This is a genomic window from Anaerococcus sp. Marseille-P9784 (genome assembly GCF_902500265.1).
Lineage (GTDB): Bacteria > Bacillota > Clostridia > Tissierellales > Peptoniphilaceae > Anaerococcus.
This window is the reverse complement of record NZ_CABVOZ010000001.1, coordinates 272,212-291,181: the sequence shown is the minus strand read 5'-3', so window position 1 is coordinate 291,181 and position 18,970 is coordinate 272,212. Positions and strand designations below refer to the sequence as shown.

Annotated in this window: 31 protein-coding genes; all 31 read left to right on the top strand. The window is 33.0% G+C overall.

Annotated features, from left to right (window positions below; translation table 11 throughout):
* Positions 1 to 35 precede the first annotated feature (35 nt).
* The 31 genes from GAN53_RS01385 to GAN53_RS01235 all read left to right on the top strand — a co-directional run bounded on the left by GAN53_RS01385 (position 36) and on the right by GAN53_RS01235 (position 18,892).
* Positions 36 to 443, top strand: a complete 408-nt coding sequence (locus GAN53_RS01385; protein WP_151409251.1) for an ATP cone domain-containing protein — start codon at positions 36 to 38, stop codon at positions 441 to 443.
* 17 nt (positions 444 to 460) lie between these two features.
* Positions 461 to 943 (top strand): 23S rRNA (pseudouridine(1915)-N(3))-methyltransferase RlmH, encoded by a 483-nt coding sequence (rlmH, locus tag GAN53_RS01380; protein ID WP_151409250.1) that lies wholly within the window; start codon positions 461 to 463, stop codon positions 941 to 943.
* A gap of 92 nt (positions 944 to 1,035) precedes the next feature.
* Positions 1,036 to 1,722 carry a response regulator transcription factor gene (locus tag GAN53_RS01375; RefSeq protein WP_151409249.1) on the top strand — a complete coding sequence of 229 codons (687 nt, stop codon included), beginning with the start codon at positions 1,036 to 1,038 and terminating at the stop codon, positions 1,720 to 1,722.
* Positions 1,706 to 2,662 carry a sensor histidine kinase gene (locus GAN53_RS01370; protein WP_151409248.1) on the top strand — a complete coding sequence of 319 codons (957 nt, stop codon included), beginning with the start codon at positions 1,706 to 1,708 and terminating at the stop codon, positions 2,660 to 2,662. Before GAN53_RS01375 ends, GAN53_RS01370 begins: the two co-directional genes overlap by 17 nt.
* A gap of 97 nt (positions 2,663 to 2,759) precedes the next feature.
* Positions 2,760 to 3,518: an ABC transporter ATP-binding protein gene (locus GAN53_RS01365; RefSeq protein ID WP_151409247.1), complete on the top strand. Its 759-nt coding sequence runs from the start codon at positions 2,760 to 2,762 to the stop codon at positions 3,516 to 3,518.
* A complete protein-coding gene (locus tag GAN53_RS01360) occupies positions 3,515 to 5,482 on the top strand; it encodes an FtsX-like permease family protein (protein WP_151409246.1) in 1,968 nt (655 codons plus the stop codon). The genes GAN53_RS01365 and GAN53_RS01360 overlap by 4 nt, the downstream gene beginning before the upstream one ends.
* 111 nt (positions 5,483 to 5,593) lie before the next feature.
* On the top strand, positions 5,594 to 6,670 hold the full coding sequence (locus tag GAN53_RS01355; RefSeq protein WP_151409245.1) for an NAD(P)-dependent alcohol dehydrogenase: 1,077 nt from the start codon (positions 5,594 to 5,596) through the stop codon (positions 6,668 to 6,670).
* A complete protein-coding gene (locus GAN53_RS01350; protein WP_151409244.1) occupies positions 6,671 to 7,555 on the top strand; it encodes a GTP-binding protein in 885 nt (294 codons plus the stop codon). It begins immediately after the preceding gene.
* Positions 7,556 to 7,815: 260 nt separating this feature from the next.
* Positions 7,816 to 8,127, top strand: a complete 312-nt coding sequence (gene rpsJ, locus GAN53_RS01345) for a 30S ribosomal protein S10 (RefSeq protein WP_099321596.1) — start codon at positions 7,816 to 7,818, stop codon at positions 8,125 to 8,127.
* 56 nt (positions 8,128 to 8,183) lie between these two features.
* Positions 8,184 to 8,819 carry a 50S ribosomal protein L3 gene (gene rplC, locus GAN53_RS01340; protein WP_151409243.1) on the top strand — a complete coding sequence of 212 codons (636 nt, stop codon included), beginning with the start codon at positions 8,184 to 8,186 and terminating at the stop codon, positions 8,817 to 8,819.
* A 10-nt stretch (positions 8,820 to 8,829) separates the two neighbouring features.
* A complete protein-coding gene (gene rplD, locus GAN53_RS01335; protein ID WP_151409242.1) occupies positions 8,830 to 9,453 on the top strand; it encodes a 50S ribosomal protein L4 in 624 nt (207 codons plus the stop codon).
* On the top strand, positions 9,453 to 9,746 hold the full coding sequence (gene rplW, locus GAN53_RS01330; RefSeq protein WP_099321599.1) for a 50S ribosomal protein L23: 294 nt from the start codon (positions 9,453 to 9,455) through the stop codon (positions 9,744 to 9,746). The genes rplD and rplW overlap by 1 nt, the downstream gene beginning before the upstream one ends.
* Positions 9,747 to 9,757: 11 nt before the next feature.
* A complete protein-coding gene (gene rplB, locus GAN53_RS01325) occupies positions 9,758 to 10,591 on the top strand; it encodes a 50S ribosomal protein L2 (protein WP_151409241.1) in 834 nt (277 codons plus the stop codon).
* A 9-nt stretch (positions 10,592 to 10,600) separates the two neighbouring features.
* Positions 10,601 to 10,888, top strand: a complete 288-nt coding sequence (gene rpsS, locus GAN53_RS01320; protein WP_099321601.1) for a 30S ribosomal protein S19 — start codon at positions 10,601 to 10,603, stop codon at positions 10,886 to 10,888.
* 9 nt (positions 10,889 to 10,897) lie between these two features.
* Positions 10,898 to 11,236, top strand: coding sequence for a 50S ribosomal protein L22 (gene rplV, locus GAN53_RS01315; protein ID WP_151409240.1), 339 nt, complete (start codon positions 10,898 to 10,900; stop codon positions 11,234 to 11,236).
* Positions 11,237 to 11,245: 9 nt separating this feature from the next.
* Complete coding sequence (rpsC, locus tag GAN53_RS01310; RefSeq protein ID WP_151409239.1) at positions 11,246 to 11,992, top strand: 30S ribosomal protein S3; 747 nt, start codon at positions 11,246 to 11,248, stop codon at positions 11,990 to 11,992.
* 24 nt (positions 11,993 to 12,016) lie between these two features.
* Positions 12,017 to 12,445 carry a 50S ribosomal protein L16 gene (gene rplP, locus GAN53_RS01305; RefSeq protein WP_151409238.1) on the top strand — a complete coding sequence of 143 codons (429 nt, stop codon included), beginning with the start codon at positions 12,017 to 12,019 and terminating at the stop codon, positions 12,443 to 12,445.
* Between the two features lie 2 nt (positions 12,446 to 12,447).
* Positions 12,448 to 12,654, top strand: a complete 207-nt coding sequence (gene rpmC / locus GAN53_RS01300) for a 50S ribosomal protein L29 (protein ID WP_099321605.1) — start codon at positions 12,448 to 12,450, stop codon at positions 12,652 to 12,654.
* A gap of 5 nt (positions 12,655 to 12,659) precedes the next feature.
* Entirely contained in the window at positions 12,660 to 12,920 is a 261-nt protein-coding gene (gene rpsQ, locus GAN53_RS01295; RefSeq protein WP_151409237.1) for a 30S ribosomal protein S17, read from the top strand.
* A gap of 17 nt (positions 12,921 to 12,937) precedes the next feature.
* Positions 12,938 to 13,306: a 50S ribosomal protein L14 gene (gene rplN, locus GAN53_RS01290; RefSeq protein WP_099321607.1), complete on the top strand. Its 369-nt coding sequence runs from the start codon at positions 12,938 to 12,940 to the stop codon at positions 13,304 to 13,306.
* Between the two features lie 9 nt (positions 13,307 to 13,315).
* On the top strand, positions 13,316 to 13,624 hold the full coding sequence (gene rplX / locus GAN53_RS01285; protein WP_151409236.1) for a 50S ribosomal protein L24: 309 nt from the start codon (positions 13,316 to 13,318) through the stop codon (positions 13,622 to 13,624).
* A 15-nt stretch (positions 13,625 to 13,639) separates the two neighbouring features.
* The gene (gene rplE, locus GAN53_RS01280) at positions 13,640 to 14,182 is read left to right on the top strand and encodes a 50S ribosomal protein L5 (RefSeq protein ID WP_151409235.1); all 543 of its coding nucleotides are present in this window, start codon (positions 13,640 to 13,642) and stop codon (positions 14,180 to 14,182) included.
* Between the two features lie 12 nt (positions 14,183 to 14,194).
* Entirely contained in the window at positions 14,195 to 14,380 is a 186-nt protein-coding gene (locus tag GAN53_RS01275; RefSeq protein WP_099321610.1) for a type Z 30S ribosomal protein S14, read from the top strand.
* An 18-nt stretch (positions 14,381 to 14,398) separates the two neighbouring features.
* On the top strand, positions 14,399 to 14,794 hold the full coding sequence (gene rpsH, locus GAN53_RS01270) for a 30S ribosomal protein S8 (RefSeq protein WP_151409234.1): 396 nt from the start codon (positions 14,399 to 14,401) through the stop codon (positions 14,792 to 14,794).
* A 10-nt stretch (positions 14,795 to 14,804) separates the two neighbouring features.
* Positions 14,805 to 15,344: a 50S ribosomal protein L6 gene (rplF, locus tag GAN53_RS01265; RefSeq protein WP_151409233.1), complete on the top strand. Its 540-nt coding sequence runs from the start codon at positions 14,805 to 14,807 to the stop codon at positions 15,342 to 15,344.
* Positions 15,345 to 15,353: 9 nt separating this feature from the next.
* The gene (gene rplR / locus GAN53_RS01260; protein ID WP_151409232.1) at positions 15,354 to 15,719 is read left to right on the top strand and encodes a 50S ribosomal protein L18; all 366 of its coding nucleotides are present in this window, start codon (positions 15,354 to 15,356) and stop codon (positions 15,717 to 15,719) included.
* Positions 15,720 to 15,732: 13 nt separating this feature from the next.
* Positions 15,733 to 16,242, top strand: a complete 510-nt coding sequence (gene rpsE / locus GAN53_RS01255) for a 30S ribosomal protein S5 (RefSeq protein WP_151409231.1) — start codon at positions 15,733 to 15,735, stop codon at positions 16,240 to 16,242.
* 10 nt (positions 16,243 to 16,252) lie between these two features.
* On the top strand, positions 16,253 to 16,435 hold the full coding sequence (gene rpmD / locus GAN53_RS01250; RefSeq protein ID WP_099321615.1) for a 50S ribosomal protein L30: 183 nt from the start codon (positions 16,253 to 16,255) through the stop codon (positions 16,433 to 16,435).
* 9 nt (positions 16,436 to 16,444) lie between these two features.
* Positions 16,445 to 16,936 (top strand): 50S ribosomal protein L15, encoded by a 492-nt coding sequence (gene rplO / locus GAN53_RS01245; RefSeq protein ID WP_151409230.1) that lies wholly within the window; start codon positions 16,445 to 16,447, stop codon positions 16,934 to 16,936.
* A gap of 15 nt (positions 16,937 to 16,951) precedes the next feature.
* Positions 16,952 to 18,226, top strand: coding sequence for a preprotein translocase subunit SecY (secY, locus tag GAN53_RS01240; protein ID WP_151409229.1), 1,275 nt, complete (start codon positions 16,952 to 16,954; stop codon positions 18,224 to 18,226).
* Between the two features lie 3 nt (positions 18,227 to 18,229).
* Positions 18,230 to 18,892 (top strand): adenylate kinase, encoded by a 663-nt coding sequence (locus tag GAN53_RS01235; RefSeq protein ID WP_151409228.1) that lies wholly within the window; start codon positions 18,230 to 18,232, stop codon positions 18,890 to 18,892.
* Positions 18,893 to 18,970: the final 78 nt, after the last annotated feature.

The window sequence follows — 18,970 nt, the reverse complement described above, 5'->3', positions numbered from 1 at the left end:
ATATTTATAGAAAGCTATAGAAAAGAGGCAAAAAAATGCGTGAACTTACTCAATTAATTATAGATTATTTCAATGATAAAAATTACGATATTACAGACGTACTAAAGGAAACTGAAAATTTGCAAATGGATGTGGTTTCAGAATTTTTATCTAGTATTTACGATAAAAATATGTATGTAATAAAAAGATCTGGAAATTTGGAAGAATTTTCTGAAGATAAGATCCTTAGATCTATTAAAGATGCAGCAAAGTCTAAAGACCAATACTTAAACACTTCCGACTTAAACAATATTATGGAAGATGTAAGAAAAAGTATGAAATCTTACCAAAGAAAGGTTTTTAAAACTTCTGAAATAAAAGAAATGGTAAAAAAAGCCTTGATCAATGAAGGCTTTAGCAAGATTTACGATTCTTATGTTTCATATATTCAGTTAATTGGATAACATTAGTTAAGTTAAAAATGAAAATAAAAATTATTGGAGTAGGCAAAATAAAGGAAAAATTTTTTAGAGCATCCATAGATGAATATCTAAAAAGAATGAGTCCTTATAATGATATTGAAATTATAGAAGTAGCTGATGAGCCTGCAGCTGAAAATTTAAGCCAAAAAGAAATTGAAAAAGTTAAAGAAATAGAAGGGGATAGGATTTTAGCAAAAATAAGCGATGATGATTATCTTGTAAGTCTAGAAATTTTGGGCAAACAAATGGCAAGCGAAGAATTTGCCAAATTTATACAAAATGAAATGCTTGAAGGCTTTGGCAGAAATTTAGTTTTTGTCATAGGCGGCTCAAATGGCCTAAGCAAAGATGTTAGTCAAAGAGCAAATTACAAATTGTCATTTTCAAAAATGACTTTTCCTCACCAGCTGATGAGAGTTATTTTGCTTGAGCAAATTTATAGAGCCTTTAGGATAATCAACAATCACCCCTACCATAAATAAAATTTAAAATTAGTAAAATATCTTTCTAATTATATAATAATTAGGAGGATTTTTTAATTTTACGATTAACTTTTTAATAAGAAGAGGTGAATATGAAAGAATTTCGTATTTTTATTATAGAAGATGATGAAGTTATTTTTAAGGCTATAAAAAAATATTTAGAAAGTTGGAATTTTATTGTATCGGGAGTCAAAGATTTTGAAAATGTTTTTGACGAATTTATAAATTTCAAGGCGGACTTACTTTTGATAGATATTTCATTGCCGTTTTTTAATGGTTATCATTGGTGTGAGAAAATAAGGTCGATTTCTAAAATTCCCATTATATTTATTTCCTCAGCAAGCATAAATCTTAACAAGATTATGGCGATGAATATGGGAGCTGACGATTATATAACCAAACCTTTTGATTTGGATTTGCTAGTTGCAAAAATAAAGGCACTATTACGAAGAACTTACGAGTATGTTGAAGTTTATGATAATTTGATATATCAAGATTTATCCCTTGATAGGGAAAAAATGACCTTAAAATATAATGAATATGAAATAGCACTTAGCAAAAATGAGTTTATGATATTGGAAATGATGTTTAAAAGTCCTAGAAAAGTTTTTAAGAGGGAAGAATTTATGGATAAGATATGGCAAACTGACGAATTTATAGATGATAATACTCTAACGGTTAACATTATGAGGCTAAGAAAAAAACTTGAAGAAATTGGCTTAAGAAACTTAATCAAAACAAAAAAGAAAGTGGGCTATTATCTTGAAAGATCTGAGTAGATTTATAAGACTAAAAAAGCTAGAACTAATTGTCTTTGGGATTTTTGTTCTTTTGCTTATATTTTCCAAAAATTTGGGTATAGATTACAAATATCTTTTATATATTTGTCTAATTTCTTGTTTTATTTTTTTAACCTATATGGTTTTATCTTACAATAATTATAAAAATACCAAAGAAAAGCTACTTGATTGGATAAATGACCCTAGCAAAAATCCACCAGAGTTTATTAAAAATTCTGAAGTATATGATTTATTAAACAAGGAGTTTTCTGAAAAAGTGGAACTTTCCAATGATTATTCAAAAAAAATTGAAGATTTCAAAGATTATATGACAATGTGGACCCATCAGATAAAAACCCCCTTGTTTTCTTTAAATCTGATATTAGATGATTATCCAATCGATATTCATCAAGCTAAGGCTGAAATTTTTGAAATTGAGGAGTATATGCAAACACTTTTATCATATTTTAGGTTGGAATCTAAAACAACTGATTATGTCTTTGAAAATCTGAGCTTAGATGAAATAATTAGAACATCTATCAAGAAATATTCCAAAGTTTTTATTTTAAGAAAGAACAAAATAAATTTCAAAGAAACTAATGTGAAAATAACTACAGATAAAAAATGGTTTGGTTTTCTTCTTGATCAAATATTTTCAAATGCCAATAAATATACAAAAAATGGAGAAATTTCTATTTTTCTTAAAGAAAGTGAACTTGTTATAAAAGATACTGGCATAGGTATTAGAAAAGAAGATCTAAATAGAGTTTTTGAAAAATCATATACAGGTTATAATGGCAGGATTTACCAGAAATCCACAGGATTGGGTCTTAATATGGTAAAGACTATCTGTGAAAAATTAACTATTGATGTTTATATAAAATCAGAAGTCAATATTGGAACTGAAGTAATATTGGATCTAAAAAGAGCACTAAACTAACAAATTGTCACATTAATTGTGAAATTGTTATTTTAATGCAAGGATTTTTATTTCTTTCTTTTTTATAATAAAGGAGAGAATAAGAAAGGAAGATTTTATGTTACTAGAAGTTTCAAATTTAGAAAAAATTTACAAAAGTAGGTTTTCGGCTAATAATGTCCACGCCTTAAATGGAATAAGCTTTAAAGTTGAAGAGGGCGAATTTATTGCAATTATGGGAGAGTCGGGTTCTGGGAAAACTACACTTTTAAACCTTTTAGCCTTACTTGACAAGCCTACAAATGGAACTATAAAACTTGAAGGCAAAGAATTATCAACAATTAAAGATTCTGAGATCTCAAAATTTAGACGAGAACACTTGGGCTTTGTTTTTCAAGATTTTAACCTCTTAGATACTCTTACATTAAAAGAAAATATTCTTTTACCGCTGATACTTGCAGAAGATGATCCAAAAAGTTTTGATGAGAAGCTTCTGTCCGTAGCCAAGCCCCTAAGGATAGATGAGCTTTTAAACAAATATCCTTATGAAGTTTCTGGTGGTCAAAAGCAAAGATGTGCCGTTGCAAGAGCCCTTATAATCAACCCAAAATTGCTACTTACTGATGAACCAACAGGTGCTCTGGACTCTAATTCTTCTAGAGAATTGATGGAAGTTTTCAAAGAGCTTAACCAAAATGGACAAACTGTAATAATGGTAACCCATTCCATCCAAGCAGCTTCAGGAGCAAGGAGGGTTCTATTCATAAAAGACGGCAAGATCTTCCACGAACTTTATAACTCTGGTTTTTCTGACTATGAGATGAGCCAGAAGATAGCCGACACCATGCAAATGCTCCAAAGAGGTGATATAAGATGAATTCCCTCTACCATAGACTAGCCATTGATGGGATAAGAAGACACAAGAGACTTTACTATCCCTTTGTTGGAACTACAGTGTTTTTTATAGTTCTAATAAATATATGTATATCCATAAGTGGCGATCCATTGATGACAAACTTTTTTGGATCAACTACAATTACAATGCTTATGAATTTGGGATCCATCATTTTACTGATCTTTGCCCTTATTACTTTGCTTACTAATTACAAATTTATCCAAAAAAACAAGGCTGAAGAATCTGCCCTTTATTTAACCTTGGGTATGGAAAAAAAGCATTTAATTAAGATTTACATTTATGAACTAGTAAATTTATACTTAAGATCAATCCTTATAGGAACGCTTATTTCAGCTGTCATATACAAATTGGTATTTGCTGGATTTATAAGATTAATGAATTTGAAATTGAATGTTTTGGATAGTGGAATCCTACCTGTATTAGAACCACTAATTCTCACAGCATTAATTTTTCTGGGGATTTTCATCCTATTACTAGCAGATCAAACTCTTAAAATGAGAAACTTTACCCCTATGTCTTTTAGATATGAATCAAAGGCTGGACAAAAGGCTCCAAAATATCCCCTAGCTATGGGAATATTTGGTATTTTGTGTATAGGTGCAGGATATTATATAAGCCTAACAACCGAAAATCCTCTCCAGGCCTTAAAGACATTTTTCTTAGCAGTTCTTCTTGTAATAATAGGAACTTATGCGGCCTTTACGGTAATTGTTTCTGGGATTTTGAAACTTTTACAAAAGAGAAAAAGCTTCTATTACAAAAAGGAAAACTTTACAGCAGTTTCTGGCCTCATCTATAGAGTTAGAAACAGTGCCAAGACTCTAGCAAGCATAGCAATCCTATCAACCATGGTAATTATTGTCCTTACTTCTGGATTTTCCCTATATTTTGGCATAAGTGAAGTCCAAGATAATCTATTCCCAACAGACTACAGCATTGCCTTTCCGGCAAGAGATAATGATGTTTCCCACTTTGAAAAATTGATAGATGATACATTAAAAGAAAACAATAAATATGGGAAGATGTACGCTTATATGAGCAATTTCTTACCTGTAAGTAGAGATGGAAGCAAGATTAATCATCTAGACAATGACCCTAGCTTTGCTTGGGATGAAGAAGTTGATGGGATCCATACATTTTTGGATGAAAAATCTACTTACGACTTTGGGGACTATGATGCAATATTATTTGCCAAAGATGACCATACCGATATCAGCAAAATTGGCGATATGGACCTAAAGGTAAAGAAGGAAAAAAGAGAAAATTATCCAATTACTTTTGCCGTAGCTGATATTACAATGACCAATAAAGATATGCTAGTATTCAAGGATTCAGACAAATTTGACAAGGTTAAAGAGACTCTTGCCTTGGATGATAATGGGGGCTTTGAACCTAATTGGCATATTAACTTTGATGTAGATGGTCCATACGATCCCGAATTAGTCGATACCCTCCGTGAAAAACTGATGAATGAATTTAGTGACCAATGGTTTAATATAAGTGATGATGTAAGAAGCAGAAATGATTTTATGGCAGTCTATGCAGGAATATTTTTTGTAGGGATTATCCTTGGCTTAGGATTTATTGTATCGACGGTACTTGCCATTTACTACAAGCAGCTTTCAGAAGGCATAGAAGATAAAAATAGATTTAAGACCATGCGCCAACTTGGCATGACTGACAAGGAAGCCAAAAAATCTATATCAAAGCAAATGGGCCTGGTATTTTTCCTACCACTAATATTTGCCTTTGTCCACTCCATATTTGCAATACCAATAATTACCAAATTCTTGGCATTATTAAGTCTGTCAAACACAAGTCTATACATGATATGCCTAGTTTCAGTATGTGCCTTTTATATAATATTTTATTTAATTACTTTTAAGCTAACAGAAAAAACTTACAATAAGTTAGTTTTAGAATAATATTTAGTTATATTGAGGAAAGAAAATAAAAAAAATAATAAGTTAAATAATTGACAAACAATATATTTTTGCGTACAATAGTATTAGCAAAATAAAAATAAGGAGGCTTATATGAAAGGTTTTGCAATGTTAGGAATTGGTAAGACAGGTTGGATTGAAAAGCCGGAACCAGAAATGGGACCATTAGATGCTCTTGTTAAACCAATAGCTTTAGCTCCATGTAGCTCTGACATCCATACAGTTTGGGAAGGAGCGATAGGAGATAGACACGACATGATTTTAGGTCATGAAGCTGCCGGAGAAATTGTAAAAGTAGGAGAATTAGTTAAAGATTTTAAGCCAGGAGATAGAGTTTTAGTTCCAGCAATAACTCCAGATTGGTCCTCTCTTGAAAGCCAAGCAGGATTTCCTATGCACTCAGGTGGAATGCTTGCAGGTTGGAAATTTTCAAATTTCAAAGACGGTGTATTTGCTGAATTATTCCATGTAAATGATGCTGATGCTAACCTTGCCTTAATTCCTGAAGGAGTCGATCCAGTTTTAGCTCCAATGTTATCAGATATGGTTACAACAGGTTTTCACGGAGTTGAACAAGCTGATGTTCAATTCGGTGATGAAGTATTGGTAATTGGAATAGGCCCTGTTGGATTAATGTCAGTTGCAGGAGCTAACCTTAGAGGAGCAAGTAGAATTTATGCAGTAGGAACTCGCCCAAATTGCGTAGAAGCCGCTAAATTTTATGGAGCAACAGATATAATCTCTTACAAAGACGGATCAATTTCTGAACAAGTTTTAAAACTTACAAATGGTAAGGGTGTTGATAGAGTTATAATTGCAGGTGGAACAGTAGATACATTTGAAGAAGCAATCAAAGCTATGAAACCAGGTGCAAAAATTGGTAACGTAAACTATCTTGACGGTGGTGATTATATTAAAATTCCAAGAGTTGAGTGGGGAGTTGGAATGGGTCATAAGGCAATAAACGGAGGCCTAACTCCTGGTGGAAGACTAAGAATGGAAAAACTTGCTAAACTTGTTTCTTGTGGCAAATTAGATCTTTCAAAACTTGTTACTCATAAACTTTATGGATTTGAAAAAGTTGAAGAAGCTTTATATCTAATGAAGGATAAGCCAGCTGATTTAATAAAACCAGTCGTAATCGTAGCAGAAGATTTGATGGAAAATTAGATGAAAATAATAATAGTATCAGGATTTTTGGGAAGTGGAAAAACAACCTTTATAAAGAAATTATCAAAAAAATTGGACAATCTAGTAATTCTAGAAAATGACTATGCTAAGGCAAATGTGGATAAAGAATTATTAAAAAATACTGGCAAAGAGATTGTATCTTTAGAAGAAGGTTGCATTTGTTGTTCAAAACAAAAAGACTTTGCAACAACGGTTATGAGCATAGAAAATACAATAAATCCAGAATACTTGATAATAGAACCGACAGGCTTAGGTTATCTTTCAAAAATAATTGATAATATCAGCCCAATTGAATATGAAAAAATTGAACTTTTAAAGCCTATATCTATAGTTGACTATTATAGCATTGACAAGATAATGGAAGAATATAGAGAACTTTTCCTTGATCAAATCCAAAATTCATCCTATATACTATTATCAAAAACTGAAAATATAAGTACAGAAAAAATAGAAAAAGAAGCAAAAAAACTTGAAGAGTTAACAAAAGCAAAAGTTTTTACCATCCACTACAATGATTTTGATAAAAAAGAATGGGACTCTCTTATTGGAGAATATGATAAAGAATCTCTAATAAGAGGGGACTATAAACATTTACACCTTGATAATTTGGCGTATGAAAATGTAGTTTTCAAAGATTTTAATGAACTTGGAACAAACCTAAACGCAGTTTGTCAAAATAGGTTTGGAAAATTAATCAGAGCTAAGGGTCTTGTAAATGTAGGTGAGAAAATGATCAAAGTTGATGTAGTAAATGGGAAATTCAATGTAGAAAAATATGAAGGGAAATTATCAGAACCTACATTAGTGTTTATAGGAAAAGATTTGGACGAAAGCGCCTATAACATATTGTTTAAAAAAGATTAAAAAATTTAATTAAAAGAGCCTTTAATGGCTCTTTTTTTATATATCTTCATTTTTTTAAAAAAATATATATAAAATAAAAAAAAGCACTTGAAAAGCAAGCTCCTTTGTTGTATTATATATAGGTGCTTTGAAGCAAAATGTTGCTTGAATCCTAGGCCGAGGGTCAAGGGAACTTTTGCCTAGCAAGCTTAGAGATCATTCTAAGTGATTTCCAAATTATATCAAACGCCCGGATGGGTGGTAAAGAAAGAGAGAGGAAAATGGCTAACAAACAAAAAATCAGAATTAGACTAAGAGCTTACGATCACGAAGTTATCGATAGCTCAGCAGAGAAAATCGTAGAAGCGGTTAAAAGAAGCGGAGCAGAAGTATCTGGACCAATTCCACTTCCAACAGAAGTAGAAAAGATTACAATCTTAAGAGCAGTCCACAAATACAAAGACTCTAGAGAACAGTTTGAACAAAGAACTCATAAAAGATTAATCGATATCATTAGCCCAAATGCAAAAACACTTGATGCACTTAAGAAATTAAACTTACCTGCAGGTGTTGATATCGAAATTAAGTTATAATAACTGTAATTAGAATGATTGATAGTTCAATCCGCTGTAATTAAGGAGGTACTCAAGTGAAGAGTATATTTACAACAAAAGTAGGCATGACTCAAGTCATCGATGAAGACGGAGTTATAACTCCTGTCACTGTTCTAAAAGCTGATGAAAATGTGGTTGTACAAGTAAAAACTGATGAAGTTGATGGTTACAACGCAGCTCAAATTGGCTATATGGACAAGAAAGAAAAGAATGTTAAAAAACCTCAAAGAGGACATTTTGACAAAGCAGGCGCACCTTATAAGAGATATTTAAGAGAAGTAAACTTTGGAAATGACCAAGTTGACCTAGCAGTTGGCGATAAAGTTAACGTTGATATCTTTGAAGAAGGCGAAATCGTAGATGTTGTTGCAATAAGCAAGGGCAAGGGAACTCAAGGCGCTATCAAAAGATGGAACTATGGTAGAGGTCCACAAGCTCACGGTTCAAAATCTCACAGAGTAGCCGGTGCTCGTGCAGCAGGATCAGATCCAGCTAGAGTATTCAAAGGTAGAAAAGGCTCAGGAAAAATGGGAAATGAAAGAGTAACTATTCAAAACTTAAAAGTAGTTAAAGTAAATAGTGAAGATTCTTACATCCTAGTTAAAGGTGCGGTTCCAGGACCTAAAGGTGGCCTTGTTGAAGTAAAACAAGCCGTAAAGGGTCAAAACTAAGGAGGAAGCAATGCCTAAAGTTAACGTATTAAATATAAAAGGAGAAAATGTTGGTGAATTAGAGCTAAATGAAACTCTATTTGCTACTAAAATAAGTGAACACACAGTTTACGAAGTTGTAAAAAACCAACTAGCTAATAAAAGACAAGGTACACAATCTGCTAAAACACGTGCTGAAGTTCGTGGTGGTGGACGTAAACCATTTAGACAAAAAGGAACAGGTAGAGCTCGTCAAGGTTCTATAAGAGCTCCTCACTACACAGGTGGTGGTGTTGTATTTGCACCAAAACCACGTGATTATAGCTACAGTGTTCCAAAGAAACTTAGACGTAAGGCACTTTATTCAGTTCTTACATCAAAAGTTAATGATAATGAATTAGTAGTTTTAGACGAATTAAAATTAGATACATTTAAAACAAAAGCTGCAGCAGAAATCTTAAACAACATTGATGCTGGTAAAAAAGCTTACATCGTTACAGCTGAAAATGATCAAGTAATTTATAGATCATTTAGAAACATTGAAGGCGTTGATGTAAGTGCTGCAAACCTTATAAATGTATATGATCTATTAAGACATAACAAGTTAGTAATTACAAAAGATGCAATTGCTAAGCTTGAGGAGGTATTTATCTAATGAAATCACCTTATGAAATAATAAAAAGACCAATAATAACAGAAAAATCCATGGGATTGCTAGATGAAAATAAATACACTTTTGAAGTAGACAAAAATGCCAACAAACCAGAAATCAAAGCAGCAATCGAAGCTATTTTTGACGGAGTTAAAGTTAAAAAAGTTAGAACAATGAACTACAGAGGCAAAAAAGTAAGAACACGTTTTGGTTATGGTAAAAGAGCAGATTGGAAAAAGGCTATCGTAACATTAACAAGTGATAGTGCTGAAATCGAATACTTCGAAGGTCTATAAGGAGGATTTAAATGCCTATAAGAAAATTAAAACCAACCTCAAACGGCCATAGAAATATGTCTGTTTCAACATTCGAAGAAATAACAACAAACAAACCAGAAAAATCTCTTACAGTTGATCTAAAAAGCAAAGGTGGACGTAACAACACTGGAAGAACCACTGTAAGATTTAGAGGTGGCGGAGTAAAAAGAAAATATAGAATAATTGACTTCAAAAGAGATAAAGATGGTATCCCTGCAAGAGTTAAAACTATAGAATACGATCCAAACAGATCTGCAAACATTGCTCTACTTGCTTACAAAGATGGAGAAAAAAGATATATCTTAGCTCCAAAAGGACTAAATGTTGGAGATGAGATTTTATCAGGAGAACATGCTGATATCAAACCAGGAAATGCTCTAGAACTAAAAGACATACCAGTTGGTACAACAGTTCACAACATTGAGCTTAGAGCAGGCCAAGGCGCACTACTAGTAAGAAGTGCAGGAGTTGGAGCTCAACTAATGGCTAAAGAAGGTAAGTTTGCAACACTTAGACTTCCATCTGGTGAAACAAGATTAATCCACCTAAATTGCAAAGCAACAATAGGAACAGTTGGAAATCAAGAACACGAACTTATAAGATTAGGAAAAGCTGGAAAATCTAGATATCTAGGCAAAAGACCTCATGTAAGAGGATCAGCAATGAACCCAGTAGACCATCCACATGGTGGTGGTGAAGGTAGAACACCAGTAGGTCGTCCTGCACCAATGACACCTTGGGGTCAAAAAGCAATCGGTCTTAAAACACGTAATAACAAAAAAGCTTCTACTCAATATATAGTAAGAAGAAGAAACGAGAAATAGGGGGATATAATGGCTAGATCAATTAAAAAAGGACCATTTGTCGATGATCATTTAATGAAAAAAATTGAAGAATTAAATGAAAAAAATGAGAAAAAAGTTATAAGAACATGGTCAAGACGTTCTACAATATTCCCTGAATTTGTAGAACACACAATAGCAGTTCATGATGGTAGAAAACACGTTCCAATATATATCACAGAAGATATGGTAGGACATAAACTTGGTGAATTCGTACCAACAAGAACCTTCAGGGGCCACGCTAAAAAGGCAACTGAAATGAAAAGCAAAATGCGTTAGGAGATAAAAATGGAAGTAAAAGCAGAAGCTAAATATCAAAGAATATCTCCTCTAAAAGTTAACTATATAGCAAAAGAAATCAGAGGTAAGCAAGTAGATGAAGCACTAAACATCCTAAAGTTTACAAACAAAAAAGGTGCAAAACTACTATTTGATGTATTACAAAGCGCTATTGCAAATGCTGAAAACAATAACAATCTAAACAGAGAAAGCTTATATGTAAAAAAAGCATATGCAAATGATGCTCCAACAATGAAAAGATGGAGACCAAAAGCTAAAGGCGCAGCTTATCCAATACTTAAGAGAAGTAGCCACATCGGTGTACTAATCGAAAATATAGAAGACTAGGAGGAAATAATGGGCCAAAAGGTAAACCCAAAAGGATATAGAGTTGGAGTTATCAAAGACTGGGATAGCAAGTGGTTTGCTGACAAAAAAGACTTCTCAGATCTTTTGGTAGAGGATTACAATATCAGAAAATTAATAAAAAAAGAACTTTATGATGCGGGTATTGCTGATGTAGAAATCGAAAGAGCAGTAAACAATCTAAAGATCACAATCTTTGCTGGAAAACCAGGAATGGTAATAGGCAAAGGTGGAGCAGGAATCGAAGAATTAAAGAAAAAAATCGAAAAAGTTGCTCCAGGTAAAAGAACAATCATAAATGTTGAAGAAATAAAATACCAAGACCTCAACGCTCAACTAGTTGCAGAAAATATTGCATCTGCGTTAGAAAACAGGGTAGCATTTAGACGTGCTATGAAACAACCTATTCAACGTACAATGAGAGCAGGAGCAAAAGGTATAAAAACAATGGTAAGTGGCCGTCTAGGTGGAGCTGATATGGCAAGAAGCGAAGGATATTCCGAAGGAACAATTCCACTTCAAACACTAAGAGCTGACATCGATTATGGATTTGCAGAAGCTGATACAGAATATGGAAAAATCGGCTGCAAAGTATGGATTTACAAAGGTGAAATTCTTCCAGGAGAAAAAGCTGTACGTGAACCAAAAATGAAAACACCTGCAAATAACAAAAATAGAAAAAGAAGAAATAATAATAGACGTCCTAGCAGAAAATCAAACGAAAATACTAGCAAATAGTATTTATATAAGGAGAGATAACTTATGTTAATGCCTAAAAGAGTTAAATATCGTAGACAACATAGAGGCAGAATGAAAGGTAAAGCTCAAAAGGGAAACCAATTAGCTTATGGCGAATACGGTTTACAAGCCCTTGAAGCTTGCTGGATGACAGCAAACCAAATAGAAGCTGCCCGTCGTGCGATGACAAGATATATAAAAAGAGGTGGTAACATCTGGATTAAAGTATTCCCAGATAAACCAGTATCTAAAAAACCTGCAGAAGTTAGAATGGGTTCTGGTAAAGGTGCCCCAGAATATTGGGTAGCAGTAGTAAAACCAGGCCGTGTACTATTTGAGATGAGTGGAGTAAGCGAAGAAATAGCAAGAGAAGCAATGAGACTTGCAGCACAAAAACTTCCAGTAAAAACAAAATTCATCAAAAGACTTGAAGTGACAGGTACGGAGGAATAAAAATGAAAGCAAAAGAAATCAGAAGTTTATCAGATCAAGATTTAGATAAAAAATTATTTGATTTACAAGGTGAGCTTTTCAATCTTCGTTTCAGACTTGCAACTGGCCAATTAGAAAATCCATCTGAAATTGGAAATGTCAAAAAAGACATCGCAAGAGTTAAGACAATTCAAACTGAAAGAAAGCTTAATATAAATAGGGAGGCTTAAATTTCATGGAAAGAAACAGTAGAAGAGTAGAACGTGGTGTCGTAGTAAGTGATGCGATGGATAAAACTATAACAGTTTTAGTAGAAGAAAAAATTTCACACCCAGTTTACAAAAAAAGAATCAATAGAAGTAAGAAATACAAGGCTCATGATGAAAATAATGAGGCTAAAGTTGGCGATACAGTAGTAATAATGGAAACTCGTCCTCTATCAAAAACAAAAAGATGGAGACTAGTAAGAATTGCCGAAACTGCTGAAATTGTTTAATATTTAAGGAGATTATAATGATACAACAAGAAACTCGCATGAGAGTAGCAGATAACTCCGGAGCACGTGAATTATTAGTAATCAAAGTTCTTGGCGGAACAGGCATAAGATACGCAAACATTGGTGATGTAGTTGTTTGCTCTGTAAAAAGTGCAACACCCGGCGGAGCGGTAAAAAAAGGCGATATAGTAAAAGCTGTAATAGTAAGAAGCAAAAGAGGCTTAAAAAGAGTTGATGGATCAAAAATCAACTTTGACGAAAATGCAGCAGTAATCGTAAAAGATGACAAAACTCCTGTAGGAACACGTATATTTGGACCAGTTACAAGAGAACTAAGAAGAGAAGGATTTATGAGAATAATATCCCTTGCTCCAGAAGTTTTATAGGAGGAATCCATGCACGTAAAAAAAGGCGACAAAGTTCAAATAATATCAGGCAAAGATAAAGGCCACGTTGGAGAAGTATTACAAGCTTTTCCAAAAGAAAATAGAGTAATAGTTGAAGGAGCTAACATAAATATCAAACACCAAAAACCAACACAAATGGGTGGTGAATCTGGAAGATTAGAAAAAGAAGGAGCTATAAATGCTTCAAAAGTTCTATTATATTCAGAAGAACTAAAAAAAGGTGTAAGAGTTAGCAAAGTTTTTGAAGATGGCAAAAAAATTAGAGTCTGCCATAAAACAAACGAGAAATTCGACTAGTTTTAAGGAGATATTATGGCAAACAGACTAAAAGAAAAATATGAAAATGAAGTAGTTAAAGAATTGATGGAAAAATTTGGTTATAAAAACGTAATGCAAGTACCAAAACTTGAAAAAATCGTAATAAACGTTGGACTTGGCGAAGCTAAAGATAACCAAAACCTTCTAAATTCAGTAAAAAAAGAACTTGCTTTAATCACAGGCCAACAACCAATCGAATCTAAAGCAAAAAAATCAGTAGCTAACTTCAAACTAAGAGAAGGACAAGCTATTGGAACAAAAGTTACAATTAGACGTGAAAAAATGTATGATTTCTTAGATAAATTAATCAGCATTTCACTACCACGTGTAAGAGACTTTAGAGGAATCAATCCAAATTCATTTGACGGACGTGGAAATTATTCTTTGGGAATCAAAGAACAATTAATTTTCCCTGAAATCAAATATGATGATGTAGACTTCCTACACGGAATGGACATCACAATAGTAACTACAGCTAAAACAGATGAAGAAGCTAAAGCATTCTTAGAATTAATGGGAATGCCATTTACAAAGTAAAAGGAGCGCTTAATGGCTAAAAAGTCAATGATAGCTAAGCAAAAAAGACCACAAAAATTCTCAACTCAAGAATACAATAGATGTAAAATTTGTGGTAGACCACATGCTTATTTAAGAAAATATGGAATATGCCGTATTTGCTTTAGAGAATTAGCAAATGAGGGCAAAATTCCAGGAGTAAGAAAATCAAGCTGGTAATTAGGGAGGATAAATATTATGATGACAGATCCAATTGCGGATATGCTAACTAGAATAAGAAATGGTATAAAAGCTGATCACAAAAAAGTTAGCTTACCATCTTCTAACGAGAAAAAAGCTATTGCTCAAATTCTTCTTGATGAAGGCTTCATAAACGGTTTTGACGTAGAAGAAGACAACAAACAAGGAATTCTTACAATAGACTTAAAATACACAGAAAACGGTGAAAAAGTAATATCAGGACTAAGAAGAATCAGTAAACCAGGTCTTCGTGTTTATGTAAAAGCAAATGAAGTACCAAAGGTACTAAACGGTCTTGGAACAGCAATTATTTCAACATCAAAAGGACTTTTAACTGACAAAGCTGCTAGAAGTGAAAACGTAGGTGGCGAAGTTATTTGTTACGTATGGTAAGGAGAAATATATGTCAAGAATAGGTAAACAACCAATCGATATACCTTCTGGAGTAACAGTTGCTATCGAAGGAAACACTATAAAAGTTGAAGGACCAAAAGGAAAATTAACTCAAGATTTCCCAAAAACAATAGAAGTAACTGAAGAAGAAAATCAAATTCTTATAAAAATTCCAGAAGATTACACAAAACAACAAAATATAGACCACGGTTTATTTAGATCACTAATTGCAAATATGGTAGTTGGCGTAACTGAAGGATTTACTAAAACTCTTCAAATCGAAGGAACAGGATATAGAGCACAAAAACAAGCAAACAACCTAGTAATGAACCTAGGATTTTCACACCAAGTAACAATGCCAGATCCTGAAGGAATAGAAACAGAAGTGCCAAACGATAGAACAATAATTGTAAAAGGTATAGATAAACAATTAGTTGGTTCACACGCTGCAAATATCAGAAAATGGAGAAAACCAGAGCCATACAAAGGCAAAGGAATCAGATATGAAGGCGAGTATGTAAGACGTAAAGTTGGTAAGACAGGTAAGTAGGAGATAAAAATGGCTAAAGATAACAAAAAACAAAGACTACTAACTCGTAAAAGAAGAGTTAGAGCTAAAGTAAGCGGTACTCCTGAAAGACCAAGACTATCAGTATATAAATCAAATACAAATATCTATGCACAAATTATAGACGATGTAAATGGTATAACACTAGTAAGTGCTAACACTTTACAAAAAGACGTAGCAGAAGGACTAGCATCAAAATCTAATCTTGAAGCTGCAAGTAAAGTTGGAGAAGCTATTGGCAAAAAAGCTATAGACGCTGGAATAACAGAAGTTGCTTTTGACAGAAATGGTAACCTATACCATGGAAAAATCAAAGCTATAGCAGAAGGCGCTCGTAGTGCTGGTCTTAAATTTTAGTAGGAGGTATTAGATGAATTATTTATTAAGAAGTGAAGTAGAAAAGCTAAACCTCGAAGATAGAGTAGTAGCAATCAATAGAGTTGCAAAAACCGTAAAAGGTGGACGTAACATGAGATTTGCAGCACTAGTAGTAGTTGGAAATTCCAATGGAGTAGTTGGAATCGGAACTGGAAAAGCTACAGAAGTACCAGAAGCAATAAGAAAAGCTGGAGAAGATGCAAAAAAACATATGATTAGAGTACCTTTAGTAGGCACAACAATTCCTCACAGAATCGAAGGTCACAAAGGTAGTGGTCATGTACTATTAATGCCAGCAAGCGAAGGTACTGGAGTTATAGCAGGCGGTCCAGTTCGTGCTATTTGCGAATTAGCAGGTTATAAAGATATTCGTGCAAAAAATCTAGGTTCGAACAACCCTAGAAATATCATAAATGCCTGTGTTGAAGCATTCTCAAACATGAAAACAGTTGAAGATGTTGCTAAACTTCGTGGAAAATCGGTAGAAGAATTCGATTATTAAGGAGAAAACTATGGCACAATTAGAAATCAAACTTAAAAGATCTTTTATCGGTAGAAAAGATGATCAAATTGCAACAGCAAAAGCTTTAGGTCTTAGAAAGATCGGCCAAAGCGTTGTAAAAGACGATAATCCAGCAATAAGAGGAATGATAAACAAAATTCCATTTATGCTTGAAGTAAAAGAAATAAACTAGGAGTGTAAGATGAAATTACATGAATTACAACCTAATGAAAAATTACAAAAGAAAAAAAGAAAAGGTAGAGGTCCAGGATCTGGCAACGGTACACGTGCTGGTCGTGGACAAGACGGACAAAAATCAAGAAGTGGTGGCGGAGTAAGACCAGGATTTGAAGGTGGTCAAATGCCACTATATAGACTTCTACCAAAAAGAGGTTTCAAGAATTTCAACAAAAAAATCTATGAAACAATAAATGTAGAAACACTAAACGTTTTTGAAGATGGAACAGAAATAACACCTGAACTATTATTTGAAAACAAACTTCTAAAGAAAAACAAAGCTAAAGATGGAGTTAAAATCCTAGGCGATGGAGAGCTTAATGTAAAACTAAATGTAAAAGCTCACAAATTCACACAAAGTGCAAAAGAAAAAATTGAAAAAGCAGGCGGATCATACGAGGAAATTGAAGTAAAAAAATGGGTAAAACCATCAAAAAGTAAAGAAATTACTGAATAATCTAAGAGGTAAGCAATGCTAGAAACAATAAAAAAGGCATCAAAAGAAGTAGAAATTAGAAAAAAATTCTATTTTACTCTACTAATGTTGCTAATCTATAGATTAGGAAATAATATTCCAATACCTTTTATAGATCCAGAAGCACTCAAAAATGCTTATTCAAATGTCCAAGGCACATTAGTAGATTATCTTAATATGCTAACAGGTGGAGGCCTATCAACACTTTCAGTTTTCGCCCTAGGAGTACAACCTTACATCACAGCTTCAATCGTAATGCAACTACTAACTGTAGTAATTCCACGACTTGAAGAATTAACTCGTGAAGGTGAACAAGGACGAAAACAAATTCAAAAATATACTAGATATGTAACAATATTTTTAGCAATATTTCAATCTATAGCAGTTACAAATGGTTTATATGGAGCTGCTTTATCAAGCGCAACGACATTCCAAAAATTAGTAATGAATGTAGTTCTAATCGGCGGAACAATGTTTGTAACATGGATGGGTGAAACCATAACAGAAAAAGGACTTGGAAATGGTACAAGTTTAATAATCTTTATGGGTATCATAGCATCCTTCCCAAAAACATTAGGTCGTTGGAAATCACAACTTCACTATGGACTAGTAAATTATCTTCCGATAATAATAATGGCAATATTAGTAGTACTAATAGTAATCGCAGTCGTATTAATATCTGAAGGAGAGAGAAGAATCCCTATTCAATATGCAAAAAGAATAGTTGGACGTAAAATGTATGGTGGTCAATCAACTCATATACCAGTAAAAGTAAATATGGGTGGAGTAATGCCAATAATCTTTGCATCAGCAGTATTAGCTATACCATCAACAGTATCACTATTTTTTGGCAAAGGTGGACAATCTGGAATAACAAACTTTTTCCAAAACACTACAATTGGATTTGTTGTTTACTTGATAATTCAATCAGCCTTAATTTTAATATTTGCTTATTTTTATAATCAAATACAATTTAATACTGTAGAATACGCTAAGCAACTACAACAAAATGGTGGATTTATTCCTGGAATAAGACCTGGAAAACCAACCAGTGATTATTTAGCAAAAGTTGCTACAAGAATAACATTTATAGGATCAATTGCACTTGCCCTACTAACAATAATTCCAGCAATATCTTCAAAGCTTTTGGGATTAACAATATCATTTGGTGGTTCATCAGTAATCATCGTAGTAGGAGTAATAATTGAAACCGTAAAACAAATAGAAGCAATGATGACAATGAAGCAATACAAAGGGTTTTTAAATAGGTAAGAGATGAATATTATATTGTTAGGCCCTCCAGGAGCTGGCAAGGGCACACTTTCAAACAAAATTTTAGAAAACAAAAATGCAGTTCAAATATCAACAGGAGATTTATTTAGATACAACCTATCTAATAAAACTCCACTAGGATTAAAAGCAAAAGAATACATGGACAAAGGTGAATTAGTTCCAGATCAAGTAACAATTGACTTGTTGTGGGATAAATTCGATTCACTTAAAACAAAAGCAAATGACGATAAAATCATCCTATTTGATGGATTTCCAAGAACATTAAGCCAAGGAGAAGCCTTAGATAATGGAATGAAAGAAAGAAATCAAAAAATAGACATGGTAATTTACTTTGACGTAAGTGATGATATTCTAATCCAAAGACTAACAGGAAGAAGAACTTGTCCAGAATGTGGAGCAACCTACCACCTAGAAAACAATCCTCCAAAAAAAGAAGGAATTTGTGATAAATGTGGAAGTAAGCTTATCCAAAGAGTAGATGACAGCATAGAAACCGTAAAAAATAGAATTGAAGTATATAACAATCAAACATCTGTACTCATTGATTATTACAGCAAAAAAGGTATATTAAAGAGTATTGACGGCACCAAAAAACCAGATGAAGTTTATAAAGAATTTGAAAATAAATTAGAGGAACTAAACTAATTTATGAAAGAAAACGAACACAGAAATGAATCTCTAAGTAGTTTCTAAAATATGTCTTATTAATAAAATAAGGCAAAA